A 15,001-nucleotide genomic window follows, 5' to 3' on the forward strand; every position below is an offset into this window, starting at 1 on the left:
CCTTTGGTTTAATCGCGACCAATTCTTATTTACCCCAAGGCTTTTGCGCCAGATGGATACTGTGTCGACCTCGCCCTCCTCGTTCAGCGACCTCTATGGCAATCACCATTCCTGGCTGCTGGGGCTGCTGCGCAGGCGCCTGAGCAATCGCTGGGATGCGGCGGACCTGGCCCACGACACCTTCATCCGGGTGCTCAAGCGCCCGCCCGACGAGGCCGACGAGACCCGGGAGCGCTCCTACCTGGCCACCATCGCCCGGGGCCTGTGCATCGATCACTGGCGCCGTCGCCAACTGGAACACGCGTGGCTGCAAAGCCTCGCGGATCGGCCGGTGGCGTTGCAGCCGTCGCCGGAGCAACGGGCAATCATTGTCGAAACCTTGTACGAAGTGGACGCCATGCTCGCGCGCCTGCCCCACAAGGTCCGTGAAGCGTTCCTGCTCGCGCAGTTGCAAGGCCTGCCCTACAAGCAGATCGGCATTCAGCTCGGGGTGGGCGAACGCATGGTGAAAAAGTACATGGCCCAGGCACTGCTGCATTGCGCAGTGCTGGAAGCGGAACTGGACGGGATGCTGGTGGAATGAACGGCCCCGGAAAACTCAGCCACGCCAGCCTGGAACAGGCGGCCCAGTGGTACGTGCGCCTGCAGGACCAGCCAGACGCGACCCAGCACTGGCAGGCATGGCTTGGACAAAGTCCCGAGCACCAGGCCGCCTGGGGTTATGTAGAGCGGGTCAGCCAACGCTTTGCGCCGCTAGCCGAGCAAGCCCATGGCGCCGGCCGCGCCCTGCGCAGTTCCCGGCGGCAAACCCTCAAGACGCTTCTGGTGCTGTGCGCCGGCTCGACACTGGCCTGGGGCGCCTGGCGCAACACCACCCTGCCCCGGCGGGTGGGCGGCTGGCGTGCCGATTACGCCACCGCCGACGGCGAAACCCGCGAGGCCGTGCTGGAGGACGGCAGCCGCCTGTGGCTGAACGCGTTGAGCGCCCTGGATGTGCGTTTCGACAGCGTGCAGCGCTTGTTGCACCTGCGCTTCGGTGAAGTACTGATCGAGACCGCCAGCGACCCAGGCCGTCCGTTCCTGGTGGAGACCGAACAGGGTCGCCTGCGGGCGCTGGGTACCCGGTTCAGCGTGTTGCAGGACGGCGACAGCACGCTGCTCAATGTGTTTGAAGGCCGGGTCGAAGTGCGCACCGCCGCGAGCCATCAGGTGCAAATCACCGAGGCCGGGCAACAAGTGTCCTTCACCCGTGACGGGTTCACTGCCCGCTTACCGGCATCCGCCACCCGCGAAGCCTGGAGCCGTGGCGTGTTGCTGGCGGACAACCTTCCGCTTGGCCAACTGATCGCCGAACTCAACCGCTATCGCCAGGGCCATCTGGGGTGCGATCCGGCCGTGGCCCACTTGCCCGTGATGGGCGCGTTCCCGCTCAAGGACAGCGACCACGCCCTGCGCCTGCTACAGGCCGCCCTGCCGATTCGGGTCGACACGCTCATGCCGTGGTGGGCCACGGTCAGGCCCAAAAACCCGACCGCATAAAAAACTTTCAGCCGTCAGTTCCCTTTTCCACAACTCGTTCGGTTAACCCAGCAGATGCTTTCAATCAGCCGATCGATTTGATCCAAAGGGAATGTTCATGTCGCAACCCGTTCGCTTTGCCTTGCGCCCCCTGGCGCTGGCCGTTACCACCACCTTTGTGTGCCTGGGCGCGCTCAACGTGCAGGCCGCCGAAGCTCCATCCACCCAGGAAGCCGCACGCAACTACAGCATTGCGGCGGGCTCTTTGGTCAACGTGCTGAACAGCTTTGCCGAGCAATCCGGGATATTCATCGTCGGCCACAACAGCCTGGCAGCCGGCAAGACCAGCCCGGGCCTGAATGGCAGCTACACCCCGGCCAGCGGTTTGCAGCGCCTGTTACAGGGCAGCGGCCTGCAAGCCCTGTCCCAGGGCAACAACGGATACGTGCTGGAATCGATTCCGGCCAACACCGGCGCCCTGGAGCTGGGCGCCACCACCATCTCCGGCGAAGGCCTGGGCGCCACCACCGAAGACACCCACTCCTACACCACCGGCGCCATGGCCTCGGCCACCGGCCTGGCCCTGTCGATGCGCGAGACGCCGCAATCGGTGACGGTCATCACCCGCCAGCAAATGGACGACCAGGGCTCCACCAGCATCGCCGACACCCTGCGCCGCGCGCCCGGTGTGAGCGTGCAGAACTACGACAGCGAACGCTGGGAATTTTCCAGCCGTGGCCTGCCGATCACCAACTTCCAGTACGACGGCGTCAACTCCACCTACGACGGCGTGTATGACTACGGCACCACCAGCACCGACATGGCGGTGTATGACCGCCTGGAAATCATCAAGGGATCGGCGGGCCTGATGTCCGGCTCCGGCGACCCTTCGGCCACGGTCAACCTGATTCGCAAAAAGCCCACCCGGGAATTCAAGGCTTCGGTCACCCAAACGTTCGGCTCGTGGGACAACTACCGCACCGAAGGCGATATTTCCGGGCCGCTGACCGATTCCGGCAACGTGCGCGGGCGCTTTGTCGGGGTGTACCAGGATCGCCAGTCGTACCAGGATCACTACCAGAACACCAAGGACATCGCCTACGGCATCCTCGAAGCCGACTTGACGCCCGACACCCTGCTGACCTTCGGCATCGACCAGCAAGACACCCGCTCCCGTGGCGCCAGCTGGACCGGCTTCCCGATGTACTTCAGCAACGGTTCGCGCACCGATTTCTCGCGGTCCTTCAACCCGGCCGCCGACTGGAGCCGCCGTGACTTCCAGAACCAGACCCTGTTTGCCTCGGTGCAACACAAGCTGGCGAACGACTGGTCGCTGAAAGTCAGCCTGGACCGCAAGCGCAGCCAGCACGACACCCTGCTCGCCTCCGCCAGCGGCGGCAACCCGGACCAGGCCACCGGCGACGGTATGTTCATGTTCATGGGCAAGTACAAGGGTGACCAGCTGCAAAACACCCTGGACATCAACCTCAACGGCCCCTTCAGCCTGTTCGGTCGGGAGCACGAGTTGATCATGGGCTTCATGGCCAGCCGGGCCAAACAGGACGTGCCGGTATACGGCTCAGTCTACCCGCCGGTGGGCGGCAGCATTTATGACTGGCGCGGCGAATACCCGAAACCCGACATCCCCCGCAGCGGCCAGAACGATATCGTGCAGCGCCAGACCGGCGCGTACCTGGCCACACGCTTGAAACCCACCGACGACCTGTCTGTGATTCTCGGCACCCGTGTGAGCAATTTCAGCGGCACCGACAACACCGACTTCTATGACCCGACCAAGGCCGACAACCGCCTCACCTACCGCCAGACCGGCATCGTCACGCCCTATGCCGGCATCGTCTACGACCTCAATGACATCTGGTCGGTCTACACCAGCTACACCAAGATCTACAAGCCGCAAAACAGCAAGGACGCCGACCGCAAGTTGCTTGATCCGATTGAAGGCGATACCTATGAAGCCGGGCTCAAGGCGGCGTTTTTCGACGGCCGCCTGAACGCCAGCTTTGCCGCGTTCCGCATCGAACAGGACAACGTCGCGCAGTACGTCTCCGGGTTTGAAACCGACTCGGTGTATCGCCCGATTGCCGGCGCCACCACCAAGGGTTTTGAAGTCGAACTGGCCGGTGAAGTGCTGGACGGCTGGAACGTCTCGGCGGGCTATACCTATCAGCACACCCGTGACGCCAACGGTGACTATGTCTACGGTTCTGTGCTGCAAACCACCACGCCCCAGCAAGTGGTGCGGCTGTTCAATACGTATCGCCTGCCCGGCGCCCTGGAGAACCTCACCGTGGGCGGCGGCGTGAACTGGCAGAGCGAGTTCTTCGGCAACGTGTTCCAGCCGGATCCCAATGACGCGGTGAATTTCGGCCACAACTCACGCATTACCCAGGACAGCTACTTCCTGGTGGACCTCATGGCGCGCTACCGCTTCAACGAGCACCTGAGCACCACCTTGAACGTGAAAAACCTGTTCGACAAAAAGTACTACACCGGGCTTGGCAACTTCGGCACCGGTTTTTACGGCGAGCCGCGCAGCCTGCAATTGGCGACCCGCTGGGATTTCTGACCTGACGGCCATGGCGGCTGCGCCCATGGCTGTGTAATGATCTGCGCTCGATCTTGCTCGGGATGGAGCTGCAGACATGTCGCTGAACGCCATTGACCCACTGTCACGGGCACCACGCTTCTGGCGCGATGAGGCCCTGCCTTTTATCGAGGCCCGGACCATCTCCGATGGGCGCAAGGTCTGCTATACCCGGCATTCCCATGAACACTTTTCCATCGGCGCAATCACCGCTGGCAAAAGCCTGTACATCAATGGCCAGTCCACCTTCCAGATCAGCGCCGGCACCGTGGTGCTGATGAACCCTGGCGATGTCCACGCCTGCAACCCCCTGTACGATCAGCCCTGGTCGTATCACATGCTGTACATCGACACGGCCTGGCTGACGGACCTGCAGCACCAGCTCGGCTTCAGCACCGACGAAGGCTTTCGCGCCTTCACCGCCACTCATACCCGTGACGTCGTGCTATATGACGGCTTGATCGAACTGTATGAAGTCCTGGTCGACGAGCAGGCCGAACACCTGCACAAGCAGAGCGCCGTGGTGAGTTTTTTCACCGAGGTCCAGCAACGCCTCAACCCGTCGACAACGCCGGTGCGTGAGGTGAATCACAAGCTGGAGCGGGCTGCCGAGTACATTCGCGAACACTGCACCGAGGCCCTGAAGCTGGAGGACATTTGCCAGGCCGCCGAACTGTCGCCGTCGTACCTGATCCGCGCGTTCAAGCAGTATTACGGCATGACGCCCCACGCGTTCCTGGTCAATCGGCGCATTCAGTTTGCCCGCATCCAGTTGCGCAATGGCGAGCTGATCGCCGACGTGGCACTGGCCGCCGGGTTTGCCGACCAGGCGCATTTCCAGCGCACGTTCAAACAGCACCTGGCGGCGACGCCGGGGCAATACCGCGGCTGACTCAGGCCAGTAGCAGATACCCCACGCTGGCCACCAGCAAGGCGGCCATCGAGCGATTGAACAGGCGCATGCCCTGGGGGTTGCTCAGGTAGCGTCGCAGGAAGGTCCCGGCGTAAGCCCAGCACGCCACCGACAGGTAGCAAATCACCAGATAGATCGTCGCAAACAGCCAGACCTGTTGCGCATCGCCATCGGCCACGAACAAGCCCATCCCCGCCACACACGCCAGCCAGGCCTTGGGATTGAGCCACTGCATGATCGCCCCATAAAGCATCGACGGTGCCGTGGCTGTGCCGTCGGCCTCCAGGCGCCCATTGTCGACCGCCAGTTTCCAGGCCATGTACAACAGGAACGCCACCCCGCCCCATTGAATCACTTGGGTCAGCAGCGGCCAGCGCACCAGCACCTCATGCAACCCAAGGCCGATCAGCACCAGCAACAAGGTGAACCCCAGCGCCGCCCCGGCCACATGCTTTTGGCTGGCGGCGAACCCGAAGCGTGCGCCTGAACTGATGGCTACCACATTCACCGGTCCCGGCGTGATGGACGTGGCCAGGGCGAAGGCGGCCATGGAAATGATCAAGCTCATTGCGGTTCCTTTTTGTTGTGCGGTATGAGCTGAACCTTAAGGGCAAGATGAATCCTGGTATTGAAGAAAATGCCCCTGGACAAAATGGACGCAAAAACCACTAGTTGAACCCTTTAGCCTGCCAATCCAAAAGACGATTTTATTCCATTGATATAACGCTATTTTTTTCTTTTCAACGGCGGTTTTTGATAGGAAAAAATGCATGTTTTTGACAGCTGGCTGGGTGCTAGAGTCGAGCACACATCCGTCGGGATGACCTCACGCCTCCCACTAAAAAAGGAATCGCCATGTCACTTCGCTTATTGGCAACCGTCTGCCTTTTGCTGTCTTTCTCTGCGGTTCACGCCACAGAACGGTGGGAAACCCTTCCGCCGACCCCGGCACCGATTGTGGGAGCCAAAACCGGCTATGCAGCCGTCAACGGCATCAAGGTCTACTACACCAAAACCGGGCATGGCTCGCCGGTGATCCTGCTGCACGGCGGCCTGTCCAACTCTGATTACTGGGGCAACCAGGTCAAGGCGCTGGCAGCCAAATACACGGTCATCAGCCTCGACAGTCGTGGCCACGGACGCAGCTCCCGGGACGAGAAACCCTACGGTTACGACCTGATGGCCGATGACGTGGTCGCCGTGCTCGACAGCCTGAAAATCCCCCGTGCCGATATCGTCGGCTGGAGCGATGGCGCTATCATCGGCATTGACCTCGCCCTGCGCCACCCGGACCGAATCGGCAAGGTATTTGCCTTTGCCGCCAACACCCAGACGTCCGGGGTCAAGGACGGCGTGGAGAAAAATCCGACCTTCGCCGCCTTCATCGAACGCGCCGGCAAGGAGTACGCCAAGCTCTCGCCAACGCCAAAACAGTACGACGCGTTTGTCGAGCAGATCAGCCATATGTGGGCCAGCCAGCCTGACTGGACAGACGCGCAACTGGCGGCCATCAAGACCCCGATTCTGATTGTCGACGGCGACCACGATGAAGCGATCAAGCGTGAACACACCGAATACATCGCGTCGACCATTCCGGGGGCGGGCCTGCTGATTCTGCCGAACACCAGCCACTTCGCATTCCTGCAAGACCCGGCGCTGTTCAACGCCGCGCTGCTGGACTTCCTGGACAGCAAATAGACACGCCTACTCCCCGGTCATACGCTCCAGGCTGTTGCTCAGGTGCAGCAGCATGGCGGCTCTCGCGGCGTCCGGGTCCTGGCGGCGGATGGCTTTCAGGATCGCTTCGTGCTCAAGGTTCGCCATACGCCCCAACGCCATCAAGTCCACATCCCCGCGCTCTTCGGCATTGATCCGGGTGCGCGGGATCACCGAGTGGCCCAGGTGATAAATCACGTCGGTGAAATAGGTATTGCCGGTGGCCTGGGCGATCAGTCGATGGAACCGCACATCCGGCTCAACGGCACTGTCGTTGTTCGCCAGTGAATCCTGGTAATCATCCAGCGCCTGGCGCATCTGCTGCAGTTGTTCGTCGGTACGGCGCAAGGCTGCCAGGGCGGCCGCCTGGGTTTCCAGGCCCATGCGCAACTCAAGAATGCCGCGCACGCTGGCGGCGGTGTCGTGGGTCAAGTGCAGGCCCTGGCGTTCGTCGCGCTCCAGCACAAAGGTGCCGACACCGTGACGGGTTTCCACCAGCCCGGCCGCCTGCAATTTGGAGAGCGCTTCACGTACCACCGTGCGACTGACGCCGTACTCGCCGACGATGGCGGACTCGGACGGCAGCTTCTCACCCGGCGCCATCTGCCCCAACAGAATCTGCTGGGTCAGCGCGGTGACGATGTCGTGGGCAAGGCCCGGGGAGCGCTTGCGATGAGGTGCCGAGGTTGGGGTTTGCATCAGGAATTCCGTTCAGGGGCGCCTGGCGATACTAGCATTTTTATGCGCACCAACTTGTATGACAACAAACAAATACTTGTAGGAGCGAGCTGGCTCGCGAAAAAGCCCGCCACACCGTGACCCTTCAATATAACCGTGTAATCGTTGACGTTTACCGCGTGCAAGCTTGCACCTACAAAGTGTTGCTATCTCTGAAATTGCAGTTGTATGATGTCTATCAAGTTGTCAGACAGCTCCGGCAACCCGAGCCTATCCCCCGCACAACAATAATCAGTGGGAGTTTTACCTCGTGACCCCTTCAAGCCCTGCGACAGCTGCGCCTGCCACCGACCCGGTCCTGGCCCGCGCGATCAAGAAAGTGAAGAGCCATGTGCTCCCGCTCTTCGTGATCATGTTCATCGTCAACTATATCGACCGCGTCAACATCGGCTTTGTGCGTACCCATATGGAGCACGACCTGGGCATTGGTGCAGCCGCCTACGGCTTCGGCGCCGGGTTGTTTTTCATCGGCTACGCGCTGTTCGAAGTCCCCTCCAACATGCTCCTGCAAAAAGTCGGCGCGCGTATCTGGCTGACCCGCATCATGTTCACCTGGGGCATCACCGCCACGCTGATGGCGTTTATCCAGAACGAAACCCACTTCTACATCCTGCGCTTCCTGCTGGGCGTGGCCGAAGCCGGCTTCTTCCCCGGGGTGATCTACTACTTCACCCGCTGGTTGCCCGGCGTCGAACGCGGCAAGGCGATTGCGATTTTCCTCAGCGGCTCGGCCCTCGCCTCGCTGATCTCCGGCCCCTTGTCTGGCGTGCTGCTGCAAATCACCGGCCTGGGCCTGCACGGCTGGCAATGGATGTACATCATCGAAGGCATGGCCTCGGTGCTGCTGTGCTTTTTCGTGTGGTTCTGGCTCGACTCCAAGCCCCATGACGCCAAGTGGCTGAGCCTTGAAGAGAAGGATGCGCTGGTGGGCGAAATCGACCGCGAACAACGTGAGCGTGACGCCGCCACCACGGTCAAGCCAACCCTGGGCAAACTGCTCAAGGACCGCCAGATCATGCTGTTCTGCGCCCTGTACTTCTGCATCCAGCTGACGATCTACGCCGCCACCTTCTGGCTGCCGAGCATCATCAAGAAGATGGGCGACCTGAGCGACATCCAGGTGGGTTTCTACAACTCGATCCCGTGGCTGATTTCGATCATCGCGATGTACGCCTTCGCCGCGCTGGCGGGCAAGTTCAAGTTCCAGCAGGCGTGGGTCGCTGCTGCACTGTTGATCGCTGCGGTCGGCATGTTCCTCTCCACCACCGGCGGGCCGATCTTTGCGTTTATCGCGATCTGCTTCGCGGCGATCGGCTTCAAGTCGGCGTCTTCACTGTTCTGGCCGATTCCCCAGGGTTACCTCGATGCGCGGATCGCTGCAGCGGTGATCGCGCTGATCAACTCCATCGGCAACCTCGGCGGGTTTGTCGCGCCTACCACCTTTGGTTTCCTGGAACAGACCACCGGTTCGATCCAGGGCGGTTTGTATGGCCTGGCGGGCACGTCGATCCTCGCGGCGATCCTGGTGTTTTTCGCCAAAACCCTGCCCGGCCCGACCACCAGCAGCGTGCTGCAACCCGCCCCCGTCTTGAGCAAATAAGGAATACCCCATGAACACAGAACACCAGCACCACGCCAACGGCGCCCCGGTCGTCACCGGCCTGCAGGTTATCCCGGTGGCCGGCCACGACAGCATGCTGCTCAACCTCAGCGGCGCCCACGGGCCGTTTTTTACGCGCAATATCGTGATCCTCACCGACAGCGCCGGGCGTACCGGCGTCGGTGAAGTGCCCGGCGGCGAACGCATCCGCGAGACCCTGGAAGACGCCCGCAACCTGGTGATCGGCAAGCCCATCGGCCAGTACCAGAGCATTCTCAATGCCATGCGCCAGACCTTCGCCGCGCGGGATTCGGCGGGCCGGGGTTTGCAGACGTTTGACCTGCGCATCACTATCCATGCCGTCACCGCGATGGAGGCTGCACTGCTGGATTTGCTCGGCCAATTCCTAGAAGTTCCGGTCGCCGCACTCTTGGGTGAAGGCCAGCAGCGCGACGCGGTGAAGATGCTTGGTTATCTGTTCTACATCGGTGATCGCCAGCAGACCGACCTGGCCTATCGCAGTGAAGCGCACGCCGAGGATTGGTTCCGCCTGCGGCATGAACAGGCCATGACGCCCGAAGCCATCGTGCGCCTGGCAGAGGCAGCCAAGGCGCAATATGGTTTCAATGACTTCAAGCTCAAGGGCGGCGTGTTGCGCGGCGCCGAGGAAATCGAGGCGGTCACTGCGCTGGCCGAACGCTTCCCCGACGCACGCATCACCCTGGACCCCAACGGCGCCTGGTCACTGAAAGAAGCCATCGCCCTGTGCCGCGACCAACATCACGTACTGGCCTACGCCGAAGACCCGTGCGGCGCGGAAAACGGCTACTCCGGGCGCGAAGTCATGGCCGAATTCCGCCGTGCCACCGGGCTGCCCACCGCCACGAACATGATCGCCACCGACTGGCGGGAAATGGGTCACGCCATCCAGTTGCAGTCGGTGGATATTCCCCTCGCCGACCCGCACTTCTGGACCATGCAAGGCTCGGTGCGGGTGGCGCAGATGTGCCACGAATGGGGCCTGACCTGGGGCTCACACTCCAACAATCACTTCGACATTTCCCTGGCGATGTTCACCCAGGTGGCCGCCGCCGCGCCGGGAGAGATCACCGCCATCGACACCCACTGGATCTGGCAGGACGGCCAGCGCCTGACCAAGGCGCCGCTGAAGATTGTCGACGGGCATATCAAGGTCCCGGCCAAACCGGGCCTTGGCGTCGACATCGACATGGACGCCGTGGCCCACGCCCATGAACTGTACAAAGGCATGGGCCTGGGTGCGCGCAATGACAGCGTGGCGATGCAGTTCATGATTCCGGGCTGGACGTTCGATAACAAGCGGCCCTGCCTGGTGCGCTGACCTCAGCTGAAGATCATCGAGAAGTGCGCACCCACCCCGGCGCGCACGCCCTCGCCCACCGCCAGCGCCACCGAACCGCCGGCCAGGTTGGCGTCACCACAGGCAAACACGCCGGGCACTGTGGTCTGGCGCGTGTCGTTGGTGAGGAGATAAGGCCCGGTCGGTCCTTCGACAAACTCACACCCCAACTGCTCGGCCAGCGGGCTGGCCAGGCGCGTGCGGGACATCGTGAAGATGCCGTCCAGCGCGATCACCCGACCGTCTGCCAATTCCACGTCCGCCCGCTCACCGACAATCCGCCGCACCGCCTGGCTTTCGACGCGAACCCCGCGCCGATCCAACTGCGCCAGCTGCTCGGCATCCGGCACAAATACGCCATTGGTGAACAGCGTGGTGGTGCCCCAGTCCGGCAGCAGCATGGCGTGATGCATCGCCAGCGGTGAAGTCGCCAGCACGCCGATGCGGCCTTGGTCCAGCTCATAGCCGTGGCAATACGGGCAGTGGAATACGGACTTGCCCCAGCGCTCGTGCAGGCCTTCGACCTCGGGCAACTCATCCACCACTCCGGAGGCGAGAATCAGCCGCAGAGCGTTAAAGCTGCCATTGCACCGGGTTTGCACCACAAAACCCTGCGGGCCCTGAGTCGCCTCGACCGCCGCGTCCTGCACCCAGGTGACGGTTGGGTACTCCATCAACTGCCCTCGCCCTTCAGCCGCGATCATCTCCGGCGGCTGGCCATCCTGGCTGAGGAAGCCATGGGAGGTGGCCGCAAAGCGGTTGCGCCGCTGCCCGGCATCGATCACCAGCACCTTGCGCCGGGCCCGCGCCAGTTGCAGGCCGGCCGACATTCCGGCGTAGCTGCCGCCCACGATAATCACGTCGTAAACCATGAAGATGACCTCTCTGGTGGCCCGTGCATCGGTTGCCGGGCAGTCACGACACACCATAAGTTACATAAAAATACTTCGTCAAGAGTCTCGCAACTCCAATCGTTACGAACGATACTTTCGCGCAGGAATTCCCGAGGCTTGCAGATGAGAAACGACACCCGGCTTTCGCGCATGCTCCACGTGCTGATCCACATGGGCCGCCACGAGGAACGCGCCACCTCGGACACCATCGCGCAGATGCTCGGCACCAACGCGGTGGTGGTGCGCCGTACCCTCGGCCTGCTCAAGGAAAAGGGCTATGTGCGCTCGGAAAAAGGCCATCAGGGCGGCTGGACGCTCGGCAAGCCCTTGAGTGAAATCACCCTGCTGGACATCCACAACGCCCTCGGCACGTCGTCGATCTTTGCCGTCGGCCTGTCCACCGATCACCCGCAGTGCCTGGTGGAACAGGCCGTCAACGCAGCACTGAACCAGGCCTTTGATGACGCCCAGGCGTTGCTGCTGCAGCGTTTGGGAGAGGTGACGCTGGCGCAGCTGGCGGAGGATTTTGATGAGCGCTATCAGGTGGCGATGACGCCGGTGCCGTGTGCGTGAGTCTGGCTAAACCCCGCCCACCGAACGCCACGCCGCCTCGGCCAGCACCTCGCGGTAAACCCGCGGGCTGCTGGTCGCCCGCCCGGCCAGCCAGGCACGGCAGTAGCTGTCGGCCTGCCCGATGATCAGCGACGGCCAAAGCTCTGCGGGCAATTGTTTGAGCTGATCACCCCGCCCGGGCAGCGCCATCCACTCCTTGAGCACCGCGTTGCGCGACTGGTTGCGGCTTTCCAGTTCGGCGGCGAACGGCCCCTTGGTCACGGCGAAACGCGCGTGGTACTGGAAACGCGCCCACTGCGGTTCGTTGTCCACCCAATCCACATAGCTGTGGACCAGCGCGTACACGCCCTCCTTCGCCGTCCTGGCCGACTCCAGGTAGCGCGCACGCAATTCGGCCTGGTCATCCAGTGCAGTGAAGAACAGCGCGGCAACCAACCCTTCCTTGTTGCCGAAGTGATGGTAGATCGCGCCAACGCTGGTGTCGCACCCGGCGCGAATCATCTCGATGGTGGTGGCTTCAAGGCCCTGCTCGTTGAACAGGTCGAGGGCAGTCTTGAAGATATCGCGCTTCAATTCGGCCCTTCGACCTGGGAAGCAGCGCTGGAGCAGATCCGGGGTTTGCATGCTGAACACGAACTCATTCATTGAGAGGACACGTCGGCGCAGCTTGACAGATTTCCCATGGGCAGAATACTGTTCCGTCACAGAACATTATTCTGTAACGGAACAACATTCCGTAAATTCAGACCTTCAGTGAGGCACCTCATGAGTCAGTACCTGAGTATGTTCAACAGCGTCGGCCCCGAAGCATTCAGCAAACTGGCGTGCCAGATGGCGCCCTACTTCAGCACCATCAATCCGTTGATCACCCAGCTGCGCCCGGGGTTGGCGGCGGTGGAGGTGCCGTTCAGCAAGGCCGTCACCAACCATCTGGGGACGGTGCATGCGATCGCCATGTGCAACGCCGCGGAACTGGCGGCCGGGACAATGACGGATGTGTCCGTGCCAACCGGCGCGCGCTGGATTCCCAAGGGGATGACGGTGGAATACCTGGCCAAGGCCAAAAGCAGCGTCACGGCGACCGCCAATGGCGAGGGGATTGATTGGCTGACGGCGGGTGACAAAGTGGTGCCGGTGGACATGCTCGATGCGGAAGGAAAGTTGGTGTTTACCGCACGGATCACCATGGACGTGAAGCTGGCCTGAAGGCCGTCGCAGGAGCCGAGCGGCTCCTGCTGCTACAACCCGCAGTTGCCGGGGATCACTTCAGCGGCAAACGCCCGGCGCACAAACGGCGTCGAATCCGCCAGCGAGCCATTCACCGTGGCTGAGTGATCAAGCTCGGGATAGAAATGCCATTCGATCCGGTCGCCTGCCTTGCAGGCGTCCCTGACCAAGGCCTTTTGCCCCGGCACAAACACATCCCGGTCCTTGCCACCCGTGCCGACAAACACCGGAATGTCCGTCTTCAGGGTTGGATACGCCGACTCGCGATAGACCCTGTCGAGGGCTGCTTTGGGCGAGTGCTTGAAGCTGTCGTTGAAGGTAAGTTTATCCGCCACCACCCGCTGCTCGATGGCATGCAAGCAATCGCGCTGACTGATCTCAAACGCCGGCATTGCGCGCTCGCTCAAGTAGTCGGCAGGGACAAACGACGGATCAAACAAGGTGGCCGTACTCAGCCGCAACAGGTTGTAGGCAAAGGTCGGCACCACCGAGCTGCGGGCTTTTTCCAGCTCGGCACTGTCGCCGGTTTTATGGGTGGCCGCGTAAGGCGTACCGGTAGCTACCACGCCGACGATGTTCAACTCAGGCGCGTAGTCTTTCGCGTAGACCGCCGTGGCAAACGCGGCACGCCCGCCCTGGGACTGGCCGAACACCACCACTTTTTTGGAGAGCCCAAAACCACCGGCCATCACCGCACGGATGCTGTCGAGCACGCCATAGGCCAGCGGGCTGGTCAGCCCATACGGATGCAGTCCAGGCGTCCCCAGCCCTTGGTAATCCGTGGCGACGATGGCGTAGCCCTGCCCCAGCCAATAATTGAGATAACGCGTATCCCGCGCGCTGCGACCGGCGAACGACGGCGCGCAAACATCAGCGCTGCCCACCGTGCCGTGGGCCCACGCCATCAGCGGCCAGCCACCCGGTGGCGGCGTGCCCTTTGGCAGGAACAGCGCACCGGAGACGACCAGGTGTTTGCGGGTGTCGAGACCATCGGTGGAGGTGTACAGGATCCGCAGGTTCTGCCCGGCATCGGCCAGGCTTTGCCGAGCCGTCAACGGTTCACTGCGCAGCATCTGCCCGGGTGATGCAGGCACCTTGTCGGCCCAGGTATAGAACGCAGGAACACCGCCGTCGCCGACGGGCGCCGGCGCCGCACTCACGCCGCTGCAGCCCGCCAGCAACACCGCCAACGCCAGGGAAAACCGACGCGCCATCACCAGCCCTCTTTCAACATCCGCAACTCAAGATACTGCAGCAGCATGATGGTCTTGCCGTCGACGATCTCGCCGCTTTGCACCATGGACAGAGCGGCCTCGAACCCCAGCTCCAGCACCTCGATGTCCTCACCCTCATCTTCCAGCCCGCCGCCATCGCTGACCCGGTCGGCCGGCGAATATTCGCCGATGAAAAAGTGGATGCGCTCGGTCACCGAGCCCGGGCTCATGAAGGCCGAGTAGATTTTTTCCACATGGCCCACACGGTAGCCCGTCTCTTCTTCCGCTTCGAGACGAATGCGTTCCTCGGGGCTGGCGTTGTCCAGCAGGCCGGCGGCGGATTCGATCAGGTAGCCGTGGTAGCCATTGACGAAAGTCGGCATGCGGAACTGGCGAATCAGCAACACCGTGCGCCGCTCGCGGTTGTACAGCAGGATGGTCGCACCATTGCCCCGGTCATAGATCTCGCGGGTCTGGGACTGCCAACTGCCGTCGCGGCGGCGCAGGTCGAAAGTGTACTTTTTCAGCACGTACCAGTTATCCGAGAGCAACTCTTCGGTGTGGATGCGAACGGGGCTGTTGTCCATGAGCGGTCCTTTTATCGTGGGACAGGGAGCATGTGGTTC

15 protein-coding genes are annotated in these 15,001 nt (G+C 62.2%); 9 read left to right on the top strand and 6 right to left on the bottom strand.

The genetic code is table 11. The annotated features are described in order from the left end of the window. Positions 1 to 52: 52 nt before the first annotated feature. The 4 genes from JFV30_RS14920 to JFV30_RS14935 all read left to right on the top strand — a co-directional run bounded on the left by JFV30_RS14920 (position 53) and on the right by JFV30_RS14935 (position 5,015). Positions 53 to 583, top strand: coding sequence for a sigma-70 family RNA polymerase sigma factor (locus JFV30_RS14920; protein ID WP_201124445.1), 531 nt, complete (start codon positions 53 to 55; stop codon positions 581 to 583). Then, positions 580 to 1,539: a FecR domain-containing protein gene (locus JFV30_RS14925; protein ID WP_201124446.1), complete on the top strand. Its 960-nt coding sequence runs from the start codon at positions 580 to 582 to the stop codon at positions 1,537 to 1,539. Before JFV30_RS14920 ends, JFV30_RS14925 begins: the two co-directional genes overlap by 4 nt. A 97-nt stretch (positions 1,540 to 1,636) precedes the next feature. Beyond that, a complete protein-coding gene (locus tag JFV30_RS14930; RefSeq protein ID WP_446739857.1) occupies positions 1,637 to 4,105 on the top strand; it encodes a TonB-dependent siderophore receptor in 2,469 nt (822 codons plus the stop codon). Between the two features lie 76 nt (positions 4,106 to 4,181). Then, positions 4,182 to 5,015 carry an AraC family transcriptional regulator gene (locus JFV30_RS14935; protein WP_201124448.1) on the top strand — a complete coding sequence of 278 codons (834 nt, stop codon included), beginning with the start codon at positions 4,182 to 4,184 and terminating at the stop codon, positions 5,013 to 5,015. A gap of 1 nt (position 5,016) precedes the next feature. Here the strand turns inward: JFV30_RS14935 and JFV30_RS14940 are convergent, their stop codons facing one another. Continuing rightward, on the bottom strand, positions 5,017 to 5,604 hold the full coding sequence (locus JFV30_RS14940) for a LysE family translocator (protein WP_201124449.1): 588 nt from the start codon (positions 5,602 to 5,604) through the stop codon (positions 5,017 to 5,019). 287 nt (positions 5,605 to 5,891) lie between these two features. Between JFV30_RS14940 and JFV30_RS14945 the strand changes: the two genes are divergently transcribed. Then, positions 5,892 to 6,734: an alpha/beta fold hydrolase gene (locus JFV30_RS14945; RefSeq protein WP_201124450.1), complete on the top strand. Its 843-nt coding sequence runs from the start codon at positions 5,892 to 5,894 to the stop codon at positions 6,732 to 6,734. A gap of 6 nt (positions 6,735 to 6,740) precedes the next feature. On the opposite strand, the gene JFV30_RS14950 is transcribed toward JFV30_RS14945, so the two are convergent. Continuing rightward, the gene (locus tag JFV30_RS14950; protein ID WP_169388764.1) at positions 6,741 to 7,451 is read right to left on the bottom strand and encodes a FadR/GntR family transcriptional regulator; all 711 of its coding nucleotides are present in this window, start codon (positions 7,449 to 7,451) and stop codon (positions 6,741 to 6,743) included. 289 nt (positions 7,452 to 7,740) lie between these two features. On the opposite strand from JFV30_RS14950, the gene JFV30_RS14955 reads away from it, so the two are divergent. Both JFV30_RS14955 and gudD read left to right on the top strand, forming a co-directional pair. Continuing rightward, on the top strand, positions 7,741 to 9,090 hold the full coding sequence (locus JFV30_RS14955) for an MFS transporter (RefSeq protein ID WP_010171704.1): 1,350 nt from the start codon (positions 7,741 to 7,743) through the stop codon (positions 9,088 to 9,090). 10 nt (positions 9,091 to 9,100) lie between these two features. Continuing rightward, on the top strand, positions 9,101 to 10,450 hold the full coding sequence (gudD, locus tag JFV30_RS14960; RefSeq protein ID WP_201124451.1) for a glucarate dehydratase: 1,350 nt from the start codon (positions 9,101 to 9,103) through the stop codon (positions 10,448 to 10,450). Positions 10,451 to 10,452: 2 nt separating this feature from the next. Here the strand turns inward: gudD and JFV30_RS14965 are convergent, their stop codons facing one another. Further along, the gene (locus JFV30_RS14965; RefSeq protein ID WP_201124452.1) at positions 10,453 to 11,340 is read right to left on the bottom strand and encodes an NAD(P)/FAD-dependent oxidoreductase; all 888 of its coding nucleotides are present in this window, start codon (positions 11,338 to 11,340) and stop codon (positions 10,453 to 10,455) included. Between the two features lie 144 nt (positions 11,341 to 11,484). Here JFV30_RS14965 and JFV30_RS14970 point away from each other — a divergent pair, with 144 nt between their 5' ends. Next, positions 11,485 to 11,934, top strand: a complete 450-nt coding sequence (locus tag JFV30_RS14970; RefSeq protein ID WP_201124453.1) for an Rrf2 family transcriptional regulator — start codon at positions 11,485 to 11,487, stop codon at positions 11,932 to 11,934. A gap of 6 nt (positions 11,935 to 11,940) precedes the next feature. On the opposite strand, the gene JFV30_RS14975 is transcribed toward JFV30_RS14970, so the two are convergent. Continuing rightward, on the bottom strand, positions 11,941 to 12,558 hold the full coding sequence (locus tag JFV30_RS14975) for a TetR/AcrR family transcriptional regulator (protein WP_201126197.1): 618 nt from the start codon (positions 12,556 to 12,558) through the stop codon (positions 11,941 to 11,943). Positions 12,559 to 12,699: 141 nt separating this feature from the next. Between JFV30_RS14975 and JFV30_RS14980 the strand changes: the two genes are divergently transcribed. Further along, the gene (locus JFV30_RS14980) at positions 12,700 to 13,140 is read left to right on the top strand and encodes a hotdog fold domain-containing protein (RefSeq protein WP_010171714.1); all 441 of its coding nucleotides are present in this window, start codon (positions 12,700 to 12,702) and stop codon (positions 13,138 to 13,140) included. A gap of 32 nt (positions 13,141 to 13,172) precedes the next feature. Here JFV30_RS14980 and JFV30_RS14985 read toward each other — a convergent pair whose 3' ends face one another. Both JFV30_RS14985 and nudK read right to left on the bottom strand, forming a co-directional pair. Next, on the bottom strand, positions 13,173 to 14,375 hold the full coding sequence (locus tag JFV30_RS14985; protein WP_201124454.1) for a lipase family protein: 1,203 nt from the start codon (positions 14,373 to 14,375) through the stop codon (positions 13,173 to 13,175). Further along, the gene (gene nudK / locus JFV30_RS14990; RefSeq protein WP_201124455.1) at positions 14,375 to 14,962 is read right to left on the bottom strand and encodes a GDP-mannose pyrophosphatase NudK; all 588 of its coding nucleotides are present in this window, start codon (positions 14,960 to 14,962) and stop codon (positions 14,375 to 14,377) included. The genes JFV30_RS14985 and nudK overlap by 1 nt, the downstream gene beginning before the upstream one ends. Positions 14,963 to 15,001 lie beyond the last annotated feature (39 nt).

Origin of the sequence: Pseudomonas sp. TH32 (genome assembly GCF_016650855.1) — a bacterium.
Taxonomy (GTDB): Bacteria; Pseudomonadota; Gammaproteobacteria; order Pseudomonadales; family Pseudomonadaceae; genus Aquipseudomonas.